Raw genomic sequence first — 15,106 nt, 5'->3', positions numbered from 1 at the left:
AAGCGAAGCTCTATGATTTTGATATAACGCGTTTTCTTAACGCGAACCGGTATCCACTTCGCTCGAAAACGCTATAGCAGTGGAGGGAGGGTCTATGGTCAAAAAGAGCACGCGTGATGAAGAGAAAAAGCCTGCTCCGAAGCCGAGAGCCAGCGCGGTGGAACTCATCGAGCTGAGGTTCGGCTTCTTCCTCAACGTGGACCAGATCGTCACCGTGCGGGTCTTGCCACAGCAGGGGGACGAGACCTACGCGGTGATGCAGCTTTCGAACGGCGACAAGCTCAATCTCACTCTTGAGGAGTTCATGGCGGTCACCGGTAAAGACCCGCGCCCGCCGGCGCGGCTCCAGCAGGAAAGACGCCCGGAAAAGCCAGCGAAATTGGGTCGATCCTGATTCCCTAGCAATCTGCCTGATCAGGTGCACGGCGTTACCCGAGCCAAGTGCTAGCGGTGGCTTGATCGCGCCACTCGGGGGGAACCACAGCCAAGGCCGGTCGAAACGTTGAGCCAACGCTATAGGAGAGCGAGACGATCCCTCAGGCGGTGTGACTGCGGGTGACAGTTTGATACAGCATCCGCGCTCCGACATCGAGCAGGAAGCCGAGTATGCCGATCATCAGCACCGTGGCCATCAGCTCCGAATAAGCGAGGCGATCGCGGGTATCGAGAATGAAATAGCCGAGACCGGCCGAGACCCCGAGCATCTCGCACGGCACTAGCACGATCCAAACGATACCGACGGAAAGCCGCAATCCGGTCAGCACATGGCCAAGCACGCCGGGCAGAATCACGTACCATAGTGTTTCCCAGCGCGTCGCGGCGAGGCTGCCGGCAAGATTGAGCCAGCTCGGCTGCAGCCGCCGCACACCTTCGGCCGTGCTGAGCAGAATCGGCCACACCGCGGCGAACGCCAACATGAAATAGATCGGCTGGTCGCCGACGCCGAACATCATCACCGCAATCGGCATCCACGACAGAGGTGAGATCATGCGCAGAAACTGAAACGCCGGCGAGGTCGCGGTGTTGAGACGGCTATAACTGCCGACTGCGAGCCCGACGGGCACGCCGATCAGCAACGCGAAAGCGAGACCGATCAGCACCCGGCGCAGACTGGCGAAAATATGCACTGACAGATCAGCCTGCGCCAGCATCGTTACGAGCTTGGGGATCGCCGTGGTTGGCGAGAACTGCCGGATAAATCCTTCAGATGAAGCCAGGACATCGGTGCCGAGCCACCATAGCAACAGCAGCATGATCAGTCCGCCGATGCCGAGCAGGCTGTTGGTCAATGCTGGCAGCGTCAGCAACGGCTTGCCGCCAAAACGACTCGCAAACATAGCGAGCCGCGGAGATGCGGAGCGGCTCAGGCTGTCGCTTGGCCAGCTTGTGCTCATGTCGCCACGACCTCGGTGCGGGTAAAGGATTCTGGCAGACCGAACGCCGCCATACCGCCTGCCGCGATCACCGCCTTCTTGACGAAACGATCGTCGACAAGCTCGCGGCCAGCGGCTGCCGGATCGAGCGTATCGAGGAACGCGCGATCACCCTCGACCAATGTTTCCCGCAGGCGCCGGATCAGTTCCTCGGTGTAGCTTGGATACGGATAGGGCTGGAAATCGATCCGGCGCTCGCGCCAGTCCGGATGCTTGATCGCGCCAGACTTGATGTAGGCGGCATCGTCGGCCTCCGGCGGCGCCAGCACTTTGCTGAGAACCTCGACACTATGCGGGGTGTATTGGTTGGGATTGTCCTTGGAGAGCAGCGCCGCCGTCTCGGCGCGATGTTCCCGCGTCCAGAGCTGCGCTTTGACCATCGCGTTGACTGCGCGTTGCACCCATTCCGGGCGCTGCTGGATATCGCGTTCATGCATGAACACCAGGCAACAGGCGTGATCCTTCCAGACATCTCCGGTGAAACGCAGGATCTTTCCGACACCAAGCGCCTCGCTCGCTGCGTTGAACGGCTCGGCGACGATATAGCCGCTGATCTGCTTCGAGGCGAGTGCTGGCACCATGTCGGCCGGCGCCATGACAACGAGATTGACCTCGTTGGCGGCGGGGGCGCCTGTGCGTTTCGACACCGGCTTCAATCCGTTCTCGCGCAGCAAGATTTGCAGCACCACATTATGGATCGAGTACCAGAACGGAATGGCGACCGTAGTGCCGCCAAGATCCCTGACGCTGTTGATGTGCGGAAGGACGCTGAGGCCGGAGCCACTGGTGTGATTCCAGGCGACCACTTTGGCCGGAGCCTTGCTGGCGAAGCGTGCCCAGACGGTCATCGGCGACAGCAGATGGACGGCGTTCACTTGTCCGGAGATAAAGGCTTCCAGCACCTGCGCCCAGCTCCGCAGGCGCACCGGCTTCTCGGCCTTGATGCCTGCCTCCTCGAAAAACCCCTTGCCATGCGCGACCAGAAGCGGCGTCGCATCGGTGATCGGCAGATAGCCGATGCGCAGTGGCACATCCGCGACCTCGGCGCGCGCCTCGTATGCCTTCAGGAGCGGCAGCGCGCCACTGGCGGTCAGCAGCGCCGATAGGCGCAGCATCTGACGGCGGGAGACGTCATAACGGGAAAATTCGTCGATCGACATGGCGGGTCCTTTGAATCGTCATCTGGTCGCGCGCGGCGCCGCTGCGTGATCGGTTTAGTTGATGCGCCGCTTGGTCGCGTGGCGCAGTCGTGAGAGAATTTCAACGCGGATGACGCCAAGCTCTGCGATGTAGTTCTCGCGCGGTGTCGGCAGGTCGATGCACCATTGGCCGATCACTCGCGCCGGTGTCCCGCCGAGCAGCAGGATGCGATCAGAGACCAACAGGGCCTCATCGATGTCGTGAGTGATCAGGATCGCCGCGGTTTGGAAATCGCGCATCACCTTCAGAAGCAGATGCTGCATCTCGGTACGGGTCACTTCGTCGAGCGCGCCGAAGGGTTCGTCGAGCAGCAGAATTTCCGGCTTGCGCGCCAGGCATCGCGCCAGCGCGGCGCGCTGCGCCATGCCGCCGGACAGTTGCTCGGGAAAGCAGTGCCGTGCGTGCGTCAGTCCTACTTCACGGATCGCAACGTCGACGCGGACTTTGCTTTCCTCCGGAGTCAGACGCGGCTGGTGCTTGAAGTTGAGCCCGAACGCAACGTTCTTCTCCAGCGACAGCCATGGCAGCAGGCTTGCGTCCTGAAAGGCGATGGAAACGCGCGGTGACACGCCCTGCAGCGGCTTGCCATTCATTGTCACTGTGCCGCCGGTTGGTTTTTGCAGCCCGCCAAGCACGCGCAACAAGCTCGATTTGCCGACTCCGCTCGGACCGAGCACGCTGACGGTCTCGCCTGCGGCCAACTCAAAATCGAACGCCCCGACAACTGGTTGCGGTTGGTCGGGATAGCGCAGCACAACGCCGGCGGCTTCAAGAATAGCAGCCTGACGATCTGGTGCCGGGGAAGCGGTTTGTGCGGCCGCGGTCATGCTGTCGCGCCGACTGCGGCTGGCAATTCCTGAACGCGAAGCGCGAGCTTCAGTTGCACGAGGCTGGGCGTGACGACCGGAATGAAAGCAGCCTCGCGCAGCCGGCGCTGGAAGCTTGCGCCGGGCTGAGACAGATAGGCCCGGCCGCCGGAGGCCGATAGCTCGAACTGTACGGCCTGCACCGCAATCTCAGCGAGACGGATGCGCAGGCGGAACAGGCTTGCCGGGTGTTCGATGAAGCGGCCTCCACGCAGCCCTTCATGCAGCGCAGTTTCGGTGGAAGTGAGTTCGGCGGAAAGCGCAGCGACCGGTTCACTCAGGATGTCGCGATCATTGCGAAGTCTGGCGGTAGCTTCCGCAAGTGCGCGACGCGCCAAGCCGACAGACAACGCGGACTGCATCGCCAAAAATGCGGGCCTTACCTTCGGCAGCCATTCGGTAGCATTGTGATGGATAACGCGATCCTCGCCAATACGCACACCGGCGATCTTGAGCGCCGCGGTGTTTGATCCGCGCATTGCCATCAGATCGAGATCAGGCGAGCGTTCGAGACCGGAATCGTCGGAAGTCAGTGCGGCGATAAAGGCAGGAGCACCATTCGCACCCTTGACAGCCATCGCAACATCAAAGCCTGCCGCGGGTAGGTTGGTCACCCACGGCAGATAACCGTCGAGTTGTAGTGCAGTGCCGCTACGCTGGGAATGCACCGACAATTTCTCAATGCCTGAAAGGAATTTCATCGCGTTGGACAGGCCGGTAGCGCCGCCGCGCCGGCCGGCTAATAGATCCGGCAGTAGCGTCTCGCGCAGAGCGACGTTGGGGCTCTGCAGCAGATATTCGATGAATGTGCGATGGCCCCAGAACACGAAGCCCGCGGTCAGCGAGTGCGTCGAGACCTCGGCGATGGCGTTGACCGCATCAGCGACATGGCCGCCGTTGCCACCCCATTGCACTGGCACGCCCAGCCCAAACAGACCTGCGTCCGCGAGCTTGGGAAGAACCGCTGCGGCCGTGTCGGCAGTGGTGTCGAGATGAGAGGCGCTGGCGTCAAGCCATGCCCCGAGATCGGAGATTAAATGTGTCATGGCGATACCTTCATCCGTCACTCGGCAGCGACGGCGGCCGAGTTGTTCCATGCGTAAGGCTTAAGCTGCGGATTGAGGTCTGTTTGTCCGAGGTTGTTGGCGAAGTTGCACAGCGTCGCGAGACTGACGCCGAGCACCACTTCCAGCACGTTGGCGTCGTTGAAGCCGGCGTTGCGGAACGCCTTCAATTCGGAATCCTCGACACGGCCGCGGCTGCGGATCACGGCGCGGGTGAAGTCCGCTACGGCATTGAGGCGTGCATCCGGCCCACGCGTGCCATCGCGTAACGCGTTGACGGTAGCGTCCTTCAGGTCAGCTTTTTTATAAGCGATCGCGGTGTGACCGGCGACGCAGAAGCCGCAGCCATGGGTCGCGGCAGCGGTGATCTGCACTGCCTCTCGCTCCGCTAGCGTTAGGCCGCTGCGCGCGTTGATGCCGCTCACGGTTTGATAGGTCTCCAACGCTGTTGGCGCATTGGCCAAAAGTCCGATCAGGTTAGGTAAAAAGCCGTTCGCCGTCTCGGCATTCTGGGCCCGTTCCCTTGCGGCTTCAGGGGCTGTGGTAGCGGTATGAATTGGCAAGCGTGTCATGTGCATCCTATCGGTGGTATCGATCCAAGCGGACCGGCGCGAAGAGCGGCGGCCAACTCAGTCAGGTTATGAGACCTTCGATATGATGATGGTGAAACAGGCGTCCAGTCTCGACAACCCGTTTGAAAAAATAACAAGAAACGACCTTCTTAGCCGGCGGCTAAGAGCATGCTGCTATTCTGGCCTGCAAACGAAGAGGGAGATTATTTTAAGATCAGGCGAGGCGCCATGCGTACTCTCTAGTGACGTAGTGCTGCTCGCTAGCGGCGTAGGCATTTTCCTTTCTTCGTTTCTCGAACGATTGAATTTTGAAAGACGTTCGTATCCGTTTTCTCGATCATCGGAAGGGATAGGTGAATCGATCGAGCTTCTTCACAAGACGTCGACGTGATGAGGGAATGTTTGGCGTTCCGGTGCAGCAAATCAAAAAATAACTTTTTCGCGCTTATCGCGTTCGCGATGCATGCATTGCTATTTTTCGGAACCACTCGACATCGCGCCGCGTCATCGCCCATGAGTTCTGTTCAGAATTTTGAAGGTCATTGAAATCAAAAATGGCAGCAGCTGATTTAGCTTCTGGATCCGGCGTTCCGACCGTGACCAGAATGAGTATTCTGGAAGCCGACACGGTTAACGCAACCGAAAGCTTTCGCCACGCGATGCGAAGGCTTCCCAGTGGGGTAAGTGTAATCACGGTTGGACAGGGCAGTGATGTATCTGGCCTGACCGTAACGTCAGTATCGTCGCTTTCCATCGAACCTGAGACCGTCATCTTCGGCATCAATCGAAAGTCATCCGCGTGGCCGATACTGTTGCGGCATGGCGTGTTTGGCGTAAACGTGCTGAACGCTCGCCAGGCCGAAATTGCCGAAAGGTTTTCAGGGCGCGGCGGCGTGAAAGGCGCAGGCCGCTATCTCGGCGCGAAATGGATGACAAAAATAACCGGTGCGCGGCTTCTGACGGATGCGCTCGCTGCGCTGGATTGCGAGGTCGACGACATCATCGAGCGCCATTCTCACGACATTGTCATTGGCCGCGTGCGTTATGTGCATCTCTCCAGCAACCGCAGCGCGCTGGCGTACTGGCATGGGACGTATCTGGAAATAACTCAGAATTCCGGCGCCGGAACTATTTCTGACTCAGTTTTTTCGACTACGTGATATTCGCCACAGATTGTTGGCCCGCTACCACTGCGACCGCAATTGCGGCATTCATTATGCCATTCTCAATCCCGTTCCGCCTGCGCCCGCGCTTTTGATCATAATTTTTTAACAAGTGGGACCTTGAAAAGATCCCACGAGAGGAGTTGACTGAATAGACGATGACCCGGTTCGGCGGCATGGCGTTAAATGAGGAAATCGGAAGTCGGCTTTGCCGACTGCCGTTCGTTTTGCTGCTCACCGTCGGCCTGTTGTTCTCGCTGGTTCACTGTGCCGGATGTGGTCTGACGTTTGCCAAAGCCGATTCCGCGGTCGTGATGACGAACGCCAACCCGGACTCTTCGCCGGATACGCCAGAACAACAATTGCCGTGCCACAGCGGGCACTGTTTCTCCCACGTTACCGCCCAGCATGCGACGGTAGCGATGACCCCGGCGGATCCCGTCGTGCGCCTGGTGGCGTCCGGTCGGGAGCAATTCCCTGCCGCGCTTGCCGGCCTTCCTCTGTTCAAACCACCCCGCGCCTAACCTCCCAGGCGGCCGTCTAGGCCCCCGTTGGCACGTCCCGTTGCGCAGGCAATGCGACGGCTTGCGTGCGTTCAGGGAACGGTTTGGCGAAATCACGAGCGATCGAGGCTCGTTCACGGGATATTGGTAATGGTCCGGATTTGGTTGCTCGCGGCTGTGCTTGTGCTCGGCGCGGCATTTCCCCTCGCGGCGCACGACGAAAAGCGAGACGAGGAAAAACACGATGAACTCGTGGTTACGGTCAGCGAGAAGCAGGTGGATGCCGGCAAGTTCGCCGTCAGCGAAGTGCAAGGCGGCATGCTGGGCAAACGCATTGCAGTGCCTGGCTCCATCGTGCCCAGCGGCGACCACATCGCGCGGGTTGCGGTTCGGCTGCTCGGCACAGTGGCGGAGCTGCGCAAGCGGTTGGGTGATACCGTGCGGGCGGGCGAAGTTGTCGCCGTGATCGAAAGCCGCGAGGTGGCCGACGCCAAGAGCGAATACCTAGCCGCGCGGTTGGTGTTCGATTTGCAGCAAACCTTGTTCAATCGTTCGACCAGGTTGTTTGAAGGCAAGATTCTCAGCGAAAACGATTTCCTGCGGGCTCGTACCACGTTTGAAGATGCTCGCGTTAAAATCGAGATCGCCCGCCAAAAGCTCTTCGCGCTCAGCTTGACTGCTGAACAAATTGAAGCCCTGCCTCAACAGCCCGTCGAGACGCTGCGACTACAGGAGCTGAGGGCGCCGATTGCCGGACGTATTGCGGAACGCCGTGTCGAGCTTGGGTCGCTGGTCGGCCGCGAAGGCCAGGAGAGCGAGCTATACGTCATCGTCAATCTGGACGTCGTTTGGGCCGAGCTTGCGGTACCATCGTCTGACTTGGCGAGCGTCCACGAAGGCCAGAAAATCAACATCGCGGTCGGTACCGGAGGTGAGCCATCCCCGGCGACCATCATGTTCGTCAGCCCGCTACTCGATAAGGACACGCGCGCCGCCCGCGTGGTCGCCTCGGTCGACAACACTGCACTTAAATGGCGGCCGGGCTCTTTCATCACCGCCGAGATCCCGACGGATGTAACATCAGCAGCTGTAACGGTGCCGAAAACAGCTCTGCAATCCTTCAAAGGCGATACTGTCGTGTTCGTCCGCACGGCTAAAGGTTTTGAGGCGCGCAAGGTGTCCATTGGCCGGCAGGACGGGCGCCTGGCCGAGGTAACTGCCGGCCTGTCGGCCGGGGAGTGCATCGCCGTCGCCAACACCTTCACCCTCAGGGCTGACCTCGGCAAGGCCGAGGCCGAGCATGAAGACTAGGGGATGACCATGATCAGCCGCATTCTCGCGCTATCGATTCAGTACCGGTGGGTTGTGGTGTTCCTCAGCGTGGGTGCCGTGGCGTTGGGCCTGTGGTCGTTAATCCGGCTTCCCATTGATGCCGTCCCCGACATCACCAACAAGCAGGTTCAGGTCAACACTACGGCGTTCGCGTTGTCGCCGGTCGAAATTGAAAAACAGGTGACGTTTCGCATCGAGACCGCGCTTGCCGGTATACCCGGCCTGGAAAGCACCCGTTCAATTTCGCGCAATGGCTTCTCCCAGGTAACAGCCGTTTTCACGGAAAAAACGGACATCTATTTCGCGCGCCAGCAAGTCGGCGAACGTTTGCTGGAATTGCGTCCGAACCTGCCGCCCGGTGTCGATCCGAAGATGGGGCCTATCTCCACCGGCCTGGGTGAAATCTACATGTGGTCGATCGGCTTTGCTCCCACATCGCCCGACGCCGGTGCTTACGTCACGCCAGAAGGCGAGCGACTCAACACGGACGTGGAGCGCGCCGCGTATTTGCGTACCGTGCAGGATTGGATGGTTCGGCCGCAGATCAAGAGCGTGGTGGGCGTAGCCGGCGTCGATTCCATCGGTGGCTATGTCAAGCAATACCACGTCCGACCTGATCCCTTGAAGTTGACCTCGCTAGGCCTGTCCTTCGGTGATGTCGCTCGCGCCATTGAAGCCAATAACGTCAGCCGCGGCGCCAGCGTCATCGAGCGCAACGGCGAAGGGATCGCCGTGCGTACCGGTGGAAGACTCGAAAATCTTAGGGACATTGGCGATGTTGTTATCAGCACGCGAGGTTCGGTACCGGTACGTGTCCGCGACGTTGCCCAAGTGGCGATTGGTGGTGAAATCCGCACTGGCAGCGCCAGCGAGAACGGCCACGAGGTCGTTGTCGGCACGGCGCTCCTGCTGATTGGCAGCAATAGCCGCACCGTTGCGGCAGCTGTCGACGCGAAAATCGACCAGGTGCGCCGCACCCTGCCGGCCGGCATTGAAATCAAAACCGCGCTCAACCGCACTCAGCTTGTGGACGCCACGGTGAGGACCGTCGCCACCAACCTCGTTGAAGGCGCTCTGTTGGTGATCCTCGTGCTGTTCGTGCTGCTCGGAAACTTCCGCGCGGCGCTCATCACCGCCCTTGTCATCCCCGTCGCCATGTTAATGACGGCAGCCGGCATGTTGCGGGGGGGCATCAGCGCTAACCTGATGAGTCTTGGCGCACTGGATTTCGGTCTGATTGTCGATGGCGCGGTCATCATCGCCGAAAACACACTGCGGCACCTCGCCGAACGCCAGGCCACCTTAGGCCGCGGGCTCTTTCTTTCTGAGCGTCTGGACACCGTGCATAGCGCAGCAGAGGAAATGATCGGCCCTACCGTATACGGCCAAGCAATCATCATCCTGGTCTATGTACCGTTGCTGACCTTCAGCGCGATCGAGGGTAAGATGTTTGAGCCGATGGCGTTGACCGTCATCCTCGCTTTGGTCGCGGCGTTCGTCCTGTCGCTGACGTTCGTGCCGGCGTTGATTGCCATATTCATTACGAGTCGTGTCGCCGAAGGCGACAATGGCATCGTTCGGCGGCTGAAGAAATCCTACGCACCCTTGCTGATGCGCACGATCAAACATCCGCTGCCAGTGATGGTAGGTGCGGCCCTCATGTTTGTCGTCGCGTTGCTGGTGTTTGTCCGCCTGGGCCAGGTGTTCATCCCGACCCTAGACGAAAAAAACGTCGCCATGCACGCACTGCGCATTCCAAGCACCAGCCTGACGCAATCGCAGGCCATGCAAATCGAGATTGAAAAGACGGTTAGCGCATTACCGGAGGTCGCCTTTGTTTTTTCGAAGACCGGCACGGCCGAAATTGCAACGGACCCGATGCCACCGAATGCCGCCGATACCTTCATTATCTTCAAGCCAGAGGAGCAATGGCCTAATCCAAATCTCTCCAAGGAGGCCTTGATCCAACAAATCGAGTCGGCAGTGCGTGAGCTACCTGGTAACAATTACGAGTTCACCCAACCCATCCAGATGCGTTTCAATGAACTGCTGGCAGGAGTGCGTGGCGACGTCGCGGTCAAGATCTTTGGCGATGATTTTAAGCCCTTGCTGCGCGCCGCCGACCAGGTCGCGAGCGTCCTAAGGGCCACCAAGGGCGCCAAGGATGTCAAAGTCGAGCAAGCCAGCGGCCTGTCGGTTCTGGACATCGCGGTGGACAAGGCTGAGATCGCCCGGCGAGGCCTCAGCCTCGCGGCGGTGCAGGAGGTTATCGGCGCGGCAATCGGCGGGCGGGATGCTGGCGTCGTGTTTGAAGGTGACCGGCATTTTGAGATTGTCGTGCGGTTGCCCGAAACAATCCGCCACGATCTCGATGCCTTGAAAAGTTTGCCCGTATCCCTTCCCGCAATGGGCGCGGTACCCCTAACCATTCCATTGGACCAAGTGGCGGCTTTTACATTTGGCGAAGGCCCCAACCAGGTCAGCCGCGAGAATGGCAAGCGCCGTGTCGTGGTGACCGCCAACGTTCGCGATCGCGACATCGCTTCCGTGGTGAACGATGCGCGTGCGCAAATCGATGCGCAGGTGAAGCTGCCTGCCGGCTACTGGATGACATGGGGCGGGCAGTTCGAGAACCTGGAGGCGGCTCGTTGGCGTTTGTCGATCGTGGTTCCCGCGTGCTTTCTGATGATCTTCTTGCTGTTGATGAGCGCTCTCGGCTCGGCGCGCGATGCCTTGCTGGTATTTAGCGCCGTGCCTCTTGCCCTGACCGGAGGCGTCCTGGCTCTCTGGCTGCGCGGCTTGCCGTTCTCCGTGTCGGCGGCGGTAGGATTCATCGCCCTATCCGGGATCGCGGTCCTCAACGGTTTGGTGATGCTCGCATTCATCAAGCAACTCATGGCGCAAGGCCTGGCAAAATTGGATGCGATTTATGAAGGAGCGCTGACCCGACTGAGGCCGGTCGCAATGACGGCTCTGGTGGCTTCACTTGGCTTTGTCCCGATGGCGTTGGCCACTGGCACGGGTGCGGAGGTTCAAAAGCCGATCGCCACCGTAGTGATAGGCGGTCTGATCAGCGCGACACTGCTGACGTTGTTCGTGCTGCCCGCGCTTTATGTCTTATTTGGACGCAAGCGTCCGGAGAAAGTGGTCAACTTCGAACTCACACGGAGGGCCGCAGAATGATCGCGCACCATCAACTAGTCCTGGCGGCACCAACGCCCCAAAACGCACAACGCCGGACAGCGGAGTATGTTCGCTGCCGGCGTTGGCTAATACGCACTGGGCCCTGAAATCCCCAGCAATGATAAGGCGCTCGAACTCGATAAAAGGTTCAAGCAAACCTTCGACTATCCGTCGAAACCGAGCTGGATAGCCTCTGGTTCACGCAAGGCCGACGGCTTTCGGCCTGTGCGGCTCAAGCTTATTTGTGCAACTGAAAGTGAACAGCGGCATGCTGCTCGTGCCCGTGAGGCGTCTCATGGCCGCTGCGCCCGTTCGTGAAGTACACGAGGCTGGCCATCAGTGCCACGACCGCGCCTGCCATAGCCCAGCCGGCCCGGTTGTTATCCGGTGTCTTTGTAAAATTCCCAGGGTTCCAGACTTGCATGTGCATACCCTATCGACCCTTCTTTAACAGCGAGAAACCTTAACGGTCTGTTACCGGTCCAAAGGCGGCCGAACACAGGCGCGTGATAGTCATTCAGGAAGAGCCGGAAGTTTCACTGCCCTTCTACGAAAGCCGGGCAAACGGTTAACAGGACTTTGACCTCATGTGCAGTGCAGAAACAGCATACCTGCGATACCATTGCAGCATAATGGCTCTGGAATCGTGACGTTTGCGAGGAGATGAAACGGCAGCTCGCCAACGATGTCGCGTACCTACCGCTGGCGCGTTCGTTGTGGACACGACGTGATACTCCTCGTTTTGACCGCCTTGCCTTTCGTGTCCTTAGGTTACCGTAACGGTCGCTGTGCGCGCACGAGCGCCGGGACACCACTGTCCTTGATCAAGAGCACGAGGTTTCGCCGGTTGGGGGCCGCTGGCGTTCCGGTCGACGACATGAACATCAGCAGGCCTTCATAGAAGGACTGCTGGTGTCATCTGTTGTCCATCCTTCAGCTGCATCATGACGGAGTCCTCCAGCACGCAGCCAGATCCGGAAACTACTGGGGTGTAATCAGCATAGATTGCCGTCTTTCGCACACGTTCGTCGATGTTCGACATAGTCCTCTGCCATAACCGCAAGCTGGTCGTTTTAGGTCGCGTCAGTTCACTATTCGCCGCGCCAATTGCGTTCGCAATGTATGGGCTGGAGTATGGGTGCAAGAGGTCGGCGGAGGCGTGGATTGCAAACGCTGTGTGCCCAGCCGATCCCTTCTGCGCTTCTGCATGTATCAGTCAACGTCAGGTGGTGTTATCGCCCGGATTCACGGCTCCGAGTGTGAAATGACCCCAACGCGCGGGAGGCGTTCAGCAGCAAGCGACAAAAAATCAGGACCGCCCTTTCAGGGTCAGCGTAATTATGATATAAACCGTCCGGTCGGTTAATTAATTGGGGGTTTGGGTGCTGCAGGCATTGGTCTGCAATGCGCTCAGAACGCCCATCGGGAGGTATGGCGGTGCTTTGAGTTCGGTTCGGGCCGACGATCTGGCGGCCGTACCGCTAAGGGGTTTGATGGCTCGCAATCCCAACGTTGGTTGGTCGGCGGTAGATGACCTCATATGCATCGGCGTAGGACAGGGCATCACCAACATCGTCGAACGTGTCTGAGGAGAACCCAGCCATGTATGCGCAGCTCGTGAAATCGAAAGGCAGGTCGAAAGATGAAATGACGCCGGAAGAGATCGCATTTCAGACGCGCATCGACCGCGGCGAAAAGATCGAGCCTAAAGAGTGGATGCCGGAAGGTTACCGTAAAATGCTGGTTCGCCAGATCGGCCAGCATGCGCATTCCGAGATCGTCGGGCAATTGCCGGAAGGCAACTGGATCACCCGCGCGCCAACGCTGGAACGCAAGGCGATCCTGCTGGCCAAAGTTCAGGATGAGGCCGGCCATGGCCTCTACCTCTACTGCGTCGCCGAGACGCTCGGCATTTCGCGCGACGAACTGATGGAGCGCCTGCATTCGGGCGACATGAAGTACTCGTCGATCTTCAACTATCCAACGCTGACTTGGGCGGATATGGGCGCCGTCGGCTGGCTGGTGGACGGCGCCGCGATCATCAACCAGGTGCCGCTACAGCGCACCTCCTTCGGCCCCTACGGCCGCGCCATGATCCGCATCTGCAAAGAGGAGAGCTTTCACCAGCGGCAGGGCTACGCGATCATGATGAAGATGGCCGCCGGCACGCCTGAGCAGAAGCGCATGGCGCAGGATGCGTTGAATCGTCTCTGGTATCCGGCGCTGATGATGTTCGGTCCGTCGGACAAGGATTCAGTCCATTCCGCTCAGTCCATGGCCTGGAAGATCAAGATGAACACCAATGACGAACTGCGCCAGAAGTTCGTTGACCAGACAGTGCCGCAGGCCGCGCTCATCGGCCTGACGGTTCCCGACCCGAACCTGAAGTGGAACGAGGAAAAGGGCGGCTACGACTTCTCTGAGCCGGACTGGAACGAGTTCTACGATGTGCTCGCCGGCAATGGGCCCTGCAACAAGGACCGTCTCGGCGCGCGGGTGAAGGCGTGGGAGGACGGCGCGTGGTTCCGCGAGGCGCTGGTGGCGCATGCCGACAAGAAGGCCGCGCGCCCATACGCCGTCGCCCACGAGTAGCAACCGGGTCAGGCCGCCGTTCGGCTGGCTCCGACCCAGTCACGGGAGAGAAAGCATGTCCAGAGAATGGCCGCTCTGGGAAGTGTTCATTCGGGGCCAGCATGGTCTGAGCCACCGTCATGTAGGCAGCCTGCACGCCGCCGACGCTGAAATGGCGGTCCTGCACGCCCGCGACGTCTATACTCGCCGCAACGAAGGCGTTTCGATCTGGGTGGTGCGTTCGTCCGACATCGCCGCATCGAGCCCCTCCAACAAGGGGCCCTTGTTCGATCCCGCGAACGCGAAGATCTACCGCCATCCGACCTTTTACGAGATACCTGAAGAAGTGGGGCATATGTGATGCCATCGCTTCCCGATGTTGCCCAAGCCGACACAGCAGATCTCGCCCGCGAGGCCGTCGCGCATGGTCAGGGGCTGCATGCCCTTTCGCCCGGTGCCAACCAGGCCGCCTTTTTCGAAGTCCTGCTGCGGATCGGAGACACGACCCTGATCCTGGGGCACCGGGACTCGGAATGGTGCGGACATTCGCCCACGCTGGAGGAGGATATCGCGCTGGCCAACATGGCGCTGGATCTGATCGGCCAGACCCAGCTCTGGCTCGGCCTCGCCGCCGAGGTGGAGGGCAAGGGCCGGACAGCGGACGATCTCGCTTATCTGCGGGACGCCTGGGACTTCCGCAACCTGCTGCTCGTCGAACGGCCCAACGGCGATTTCGGCCATACGCTGATGCGGCATTTCCTGTTCGACATTTATCACCTTGCCCTGCTTCAGGCGCTGGCGACGTCGTCCGACTGGCGGGTCGCCGAGATCGCCGCCAAGGCCTACAAGGAAGTGGCCTATCATGTCGAGCGAACGTCCAATCTGATCGTGCGTCTCGGCGATGGAAATGACGAGAGCCATCGCCGCATGCAGGCCGCGCTCGATGCGCTGTGGCCCTATGTCGGCGAAATGTTCATGGCCGACGAGAAGGACGAGGCGGTCGCCGTTGCGGGTATCGCACCGAAGCCCGCAAGCCTGCGCGCGGCATGGGAGACGACGGTGCGCGACGTGCTTGCTGCGGCGACGTTGACGATTCCGGAGAGCAAGTTCGCCCATAAGGGCGGCAAACGCGGCATCCACACCGAGCATCTCGGCTACATCCTCGCCGATATGCAGTTCCTGCAGCGCGCCTATCCTGGTGCAAGCTGGTGAGGTACGG

At 60.0% G+C, this 15,106-nt stretch carries 14 protein-coding genes; 9 read left to right on the top strand and 5 right to left on the bottom strand.

Annotation, left to right across the window (positions count from 1 at the left end; genetic code table 11):
- Positions 1-94: 94 nt before the first annotated feature.
- A complete protein-coding gene (locus ACM561_RS18585) occupies positions 95-394 on the top strand; it encodes a hypothetical protein (protein WP_425907072.1) in 300 nt (99 codons plus the stop codon).
- Between the two features lie 142 nt (positions 395-536).
- On the opposite strand, the gene ACM561_RS18580 is transcribed toward ACM561_RS18585, so the two are convergent.
- Genes ACM561_RS18580 through ACM561_RS18560 form a run of 5 tightly spaced genes read right to left on the bottom strand, consistent with a single transcriptional unit; the run spans position 537 to position 5,135 of the window.
- Positions 537-1,394, bottom strand: a complete 858-nt coding sequence (locus tag ACM561_RS18580) for an ABC transporter permease (RefSeq protein WP_425907070.1) — start codon at positions 1,392-1,394, stop codon at positions 537-539.
- Positions 1,391-2,593: an ABC transporter substrate-binding protein gene (locus tag ACM561_RS18575; protein ID WP_425907068.1), complete on the bottom strand. Its 1,203-nt coding sequence runs from the start codon at positions 2,591-2,593 to the stop codon at positions 1,391-1,393. Before ACM561_RS18575 ends, ACM561_RS18580 begins: the two co-directional genes overlap by 4 nt.
- A gap of 54 nt (positions 2,594-2,647) precedes the next feature.
- Positions 2,648-3,460 (bottom strand): ABC transporter ATP-binding protein, encoded by an 813-nt coding sequence (locus tag ACM561_RS18570; protein ID WP_425907066.1) that lies wholly within the window; start codon positions 3,458-3,460, stop codon positions 2,648-2,650.
- Positions 3,457-4,545, bottom strand: a complete 1,089-nt coding sequence (locus ACM561_RS18565; protein WP_425907064.1) for an acyl-CoA dehydrogenase family protein — start codon at positions 4,543-4,545, stop codon at positions 3,457-3,459. The genes ACM561_RS18570 and ACM561_RS18565 overlap by 4 nt, the downstream gene beginning before the upstream one ends.
- Before the next feature lie 17 nt (positions 4,546-4,562).
- The gene (locus ACM561_RS18560; RefSeq protein ID WP_425907062.1) at positions 4,563-5,135 is read right to left on the bottom strand and encodes a carboxymuconolactone decarboxylase family protein; all 573 of its coding nucleotides are present in this window, start codon (positions 5,133-5,135) and stop codon (positions 4,563-4,565) included.
- A gap of 605 nt (positions 5,136-5,740) precedes the next feature.
- On the opposite strand from ACM561_RS18560, the gene ACM561_RS18555 reads away from it, so the two are divergent.
- From ACM561_RS18555 to paaC, 8 genes are all read left to right on the top strand, one after another.
- Positions 5,741-6,295: a flavin reductase family protein gene (locus tag ACM561_RS18555; protein ID WP_425909831.1), complete on the top strand. Its 555-nt coding sequence runs from the start codon at positions 5,741-5,743 to the stop codon at positions 6,293-6,295.
- Positions 6,296-6,456: 161 nt separating this feature from the next.
- Positions 6,457-6,822: a ferrichrome ABC transporter substrate-binding protein gene (locus ACM561_RS18550; protein WP_425907060.1), complete on the top strand. Its 366-nt coding sequence runs from the start codon at positions 6,457-6,459 to the stop codon at positions 6,820-6,822.
- Between the two features lie 162 nt (positions 6,823-6,984).
- Positions 6,985-8,112 carry an efflux RND transporter periplasmic adaptor subunit gene (locus tag ACM561_RS18545; RefSeq protein WP_425907059.1) on the top strand — a complete coding sequence of 376 codons (1,128 nt, stop codon included), beginning with the start codon at positions 6,985-6,987 and terminating at the stop codon, positions 8,110-8,112.
- A gap of 9 nt (positions 8,113-8,121) precedes the next feature.
- On the top strand, positions 8,122-11,316 hold the full coding sequence (locus ACM561_RS18540; protein WP_425907057.1) for an efflux RND transporter permease subunit: 3,195 nt from the start codon (positions 8,122-8,124) through the stop codon (positions 11,314-11,316).
- A gap of 1,382 nt (positions 11,317-12,698) precedes the next feature.
- Entirely contained in the window at positions 12,699-12,905 is a 207-nt protein-coding gene (locus ACM561_RS18535; protein WP_425907055.1) for a hypothetical protein, read from the top strand.
- A gap of 13 nt (positions 12,906-12,918) precedes the next feature.
- Positions 12,919-13,908 (top strand): 1,2-phenylacetyl-CoA epoxidase subunit PaaA, encoded by a 990-nt coding sequence (paaA, locus tag ACM561_RS18530; protein ID WP_425907053.1) that lies wholly within the window; start codon positions 12,919-12,921, stop codon positions 13,906-13,908.
- 55 nt (positions 13,909-13,963) lie between these two features.
- A complete protein-coding gene (gene paaB / locus ACM561_RS18525; protein WP_309775800.1) occupies positions 13,964-14,248 on the top strand; it encodes a 1,2-phenylacetyl-CoA epoxidase subunit PaaB in 285 nt (94 codons plus the stop codon).
- Positions 14,248-15,099: a 1,2-phenylacetyl-CoA epoxidase subunit PaaC gene (paaC, locus tag ACM561_RS18520; RefSeq protein WP_425907051.1), complete on the top strand. Its 852-nt coding sequence runs from the start codon at positions 14,248-14,250 to the stop codon at positions 15,097-15,099. The genes paaB and paaC overlap by 1 nt, the downstream gene beginning before the upstream one ends.
- The last annotated feature ends 7 nt before the right edge of the window (positions 15,100-15,106 follow it).

It is taken from the genome of Nitrobacter sp. TKz-YC02, assembly GCF_049852135.1.
In the GTDB taxonomy this organism is placed as follows: Bacteria; Pseudomonadota; Alphaproteobacteria; order Rhizobiales; family Xanthobacteraceae; genus Nitrobacter; species Nitrobacter vulgaris.
Note: the sequence above shows the minus strand (reverse complement) of the source record. Positions and strands in the feature narration are given on the sequence as shown.

Bases quoted from the DNA above. Each gene is read 5' to 3' on its own strand.
- ACM561_RS18585 (WP_425907072.1), top strand. From the start codon at position 95: ATGGTCAAAAAGAGCACGCGTGATGAAGAGAAAAAGCCTGCTCCGAAG.
- ACM561_RS18580 (WP_425907070.1), bottom strand. From the start codon at position 1,394: ATGAGCACAAGCTGGCCAAGCGACAGCCTGAGCCGCTCCGCATCTCCG.
- ACM561_RS18575 (WP_425907068.1), bottom strand. From the start codon at position 2,593: ATGTCGATCGACGAATTTTCCCGTTATGACGTCTCCCGCCGTCAGATG.
- ACM561_RS18570 (WP_425907066.1), bottom strand. From the start codon at position 3,460: ATGACCGCGGCCGCACAAACCGCTTCCCCGGCACCAGATCGTCAGGCT.
- ACM561_RS18565 (WP_425907064.1), bottom strand. From the start codon at position 4,545: ATGACACATTTAATCTCCGATCTCGGGGCATGGCTTGACGCCAGCGCC.
- ACM561_RS18560 (WP_425907062.1), bottom strand. From the start codon at position 5,135: ATGACACGCTTGCCAATTCATACCGCTACCACAGCCCCTGAAGCCGCA.
- ACM561_RS18555 (WP_425909831.1), top strand. From the start codon at position 5,741: ATGAGTATTCTGGAAGCCGACACGGTTAACGCAACCGAAAGCTTTCGC.
- ACM561_RS18550 (WP_425907060.1), top strand. From the start codon at position 6,457: ATGACCCGGTTCGGCGGCATGGCGTTAAATGAGGAAATCGGAAGTCGG.
- ACM561_RS18540 (WP_425907057.1), top strand. From the start codon at position 8,122: ATGATCAGCCGCATTCTCGCGCTATCGATTCAGTACCGGTGGGTTGTG.
- paaA (WP_425907053.1), top strand. From the start codon at position 12,919: ATGTATGCGCAGCTCGTGAAATCGAAAGGCAGGTCGAAAGATGAAATG.
- paaB (WP_309775800.1), top strand. From the start codon at position 13,964: ATGTCCAGAGAATGGCCGCTCTGGGAAGTGTTCATTCGGGGCCAGCAT.
- paaC (WP_425907051.1), top strand. From the start codon at position 14,248: ATGCCATCGCTTCCCGATGTTGCCCAAGCCGACACAGCAGATCTCGCC.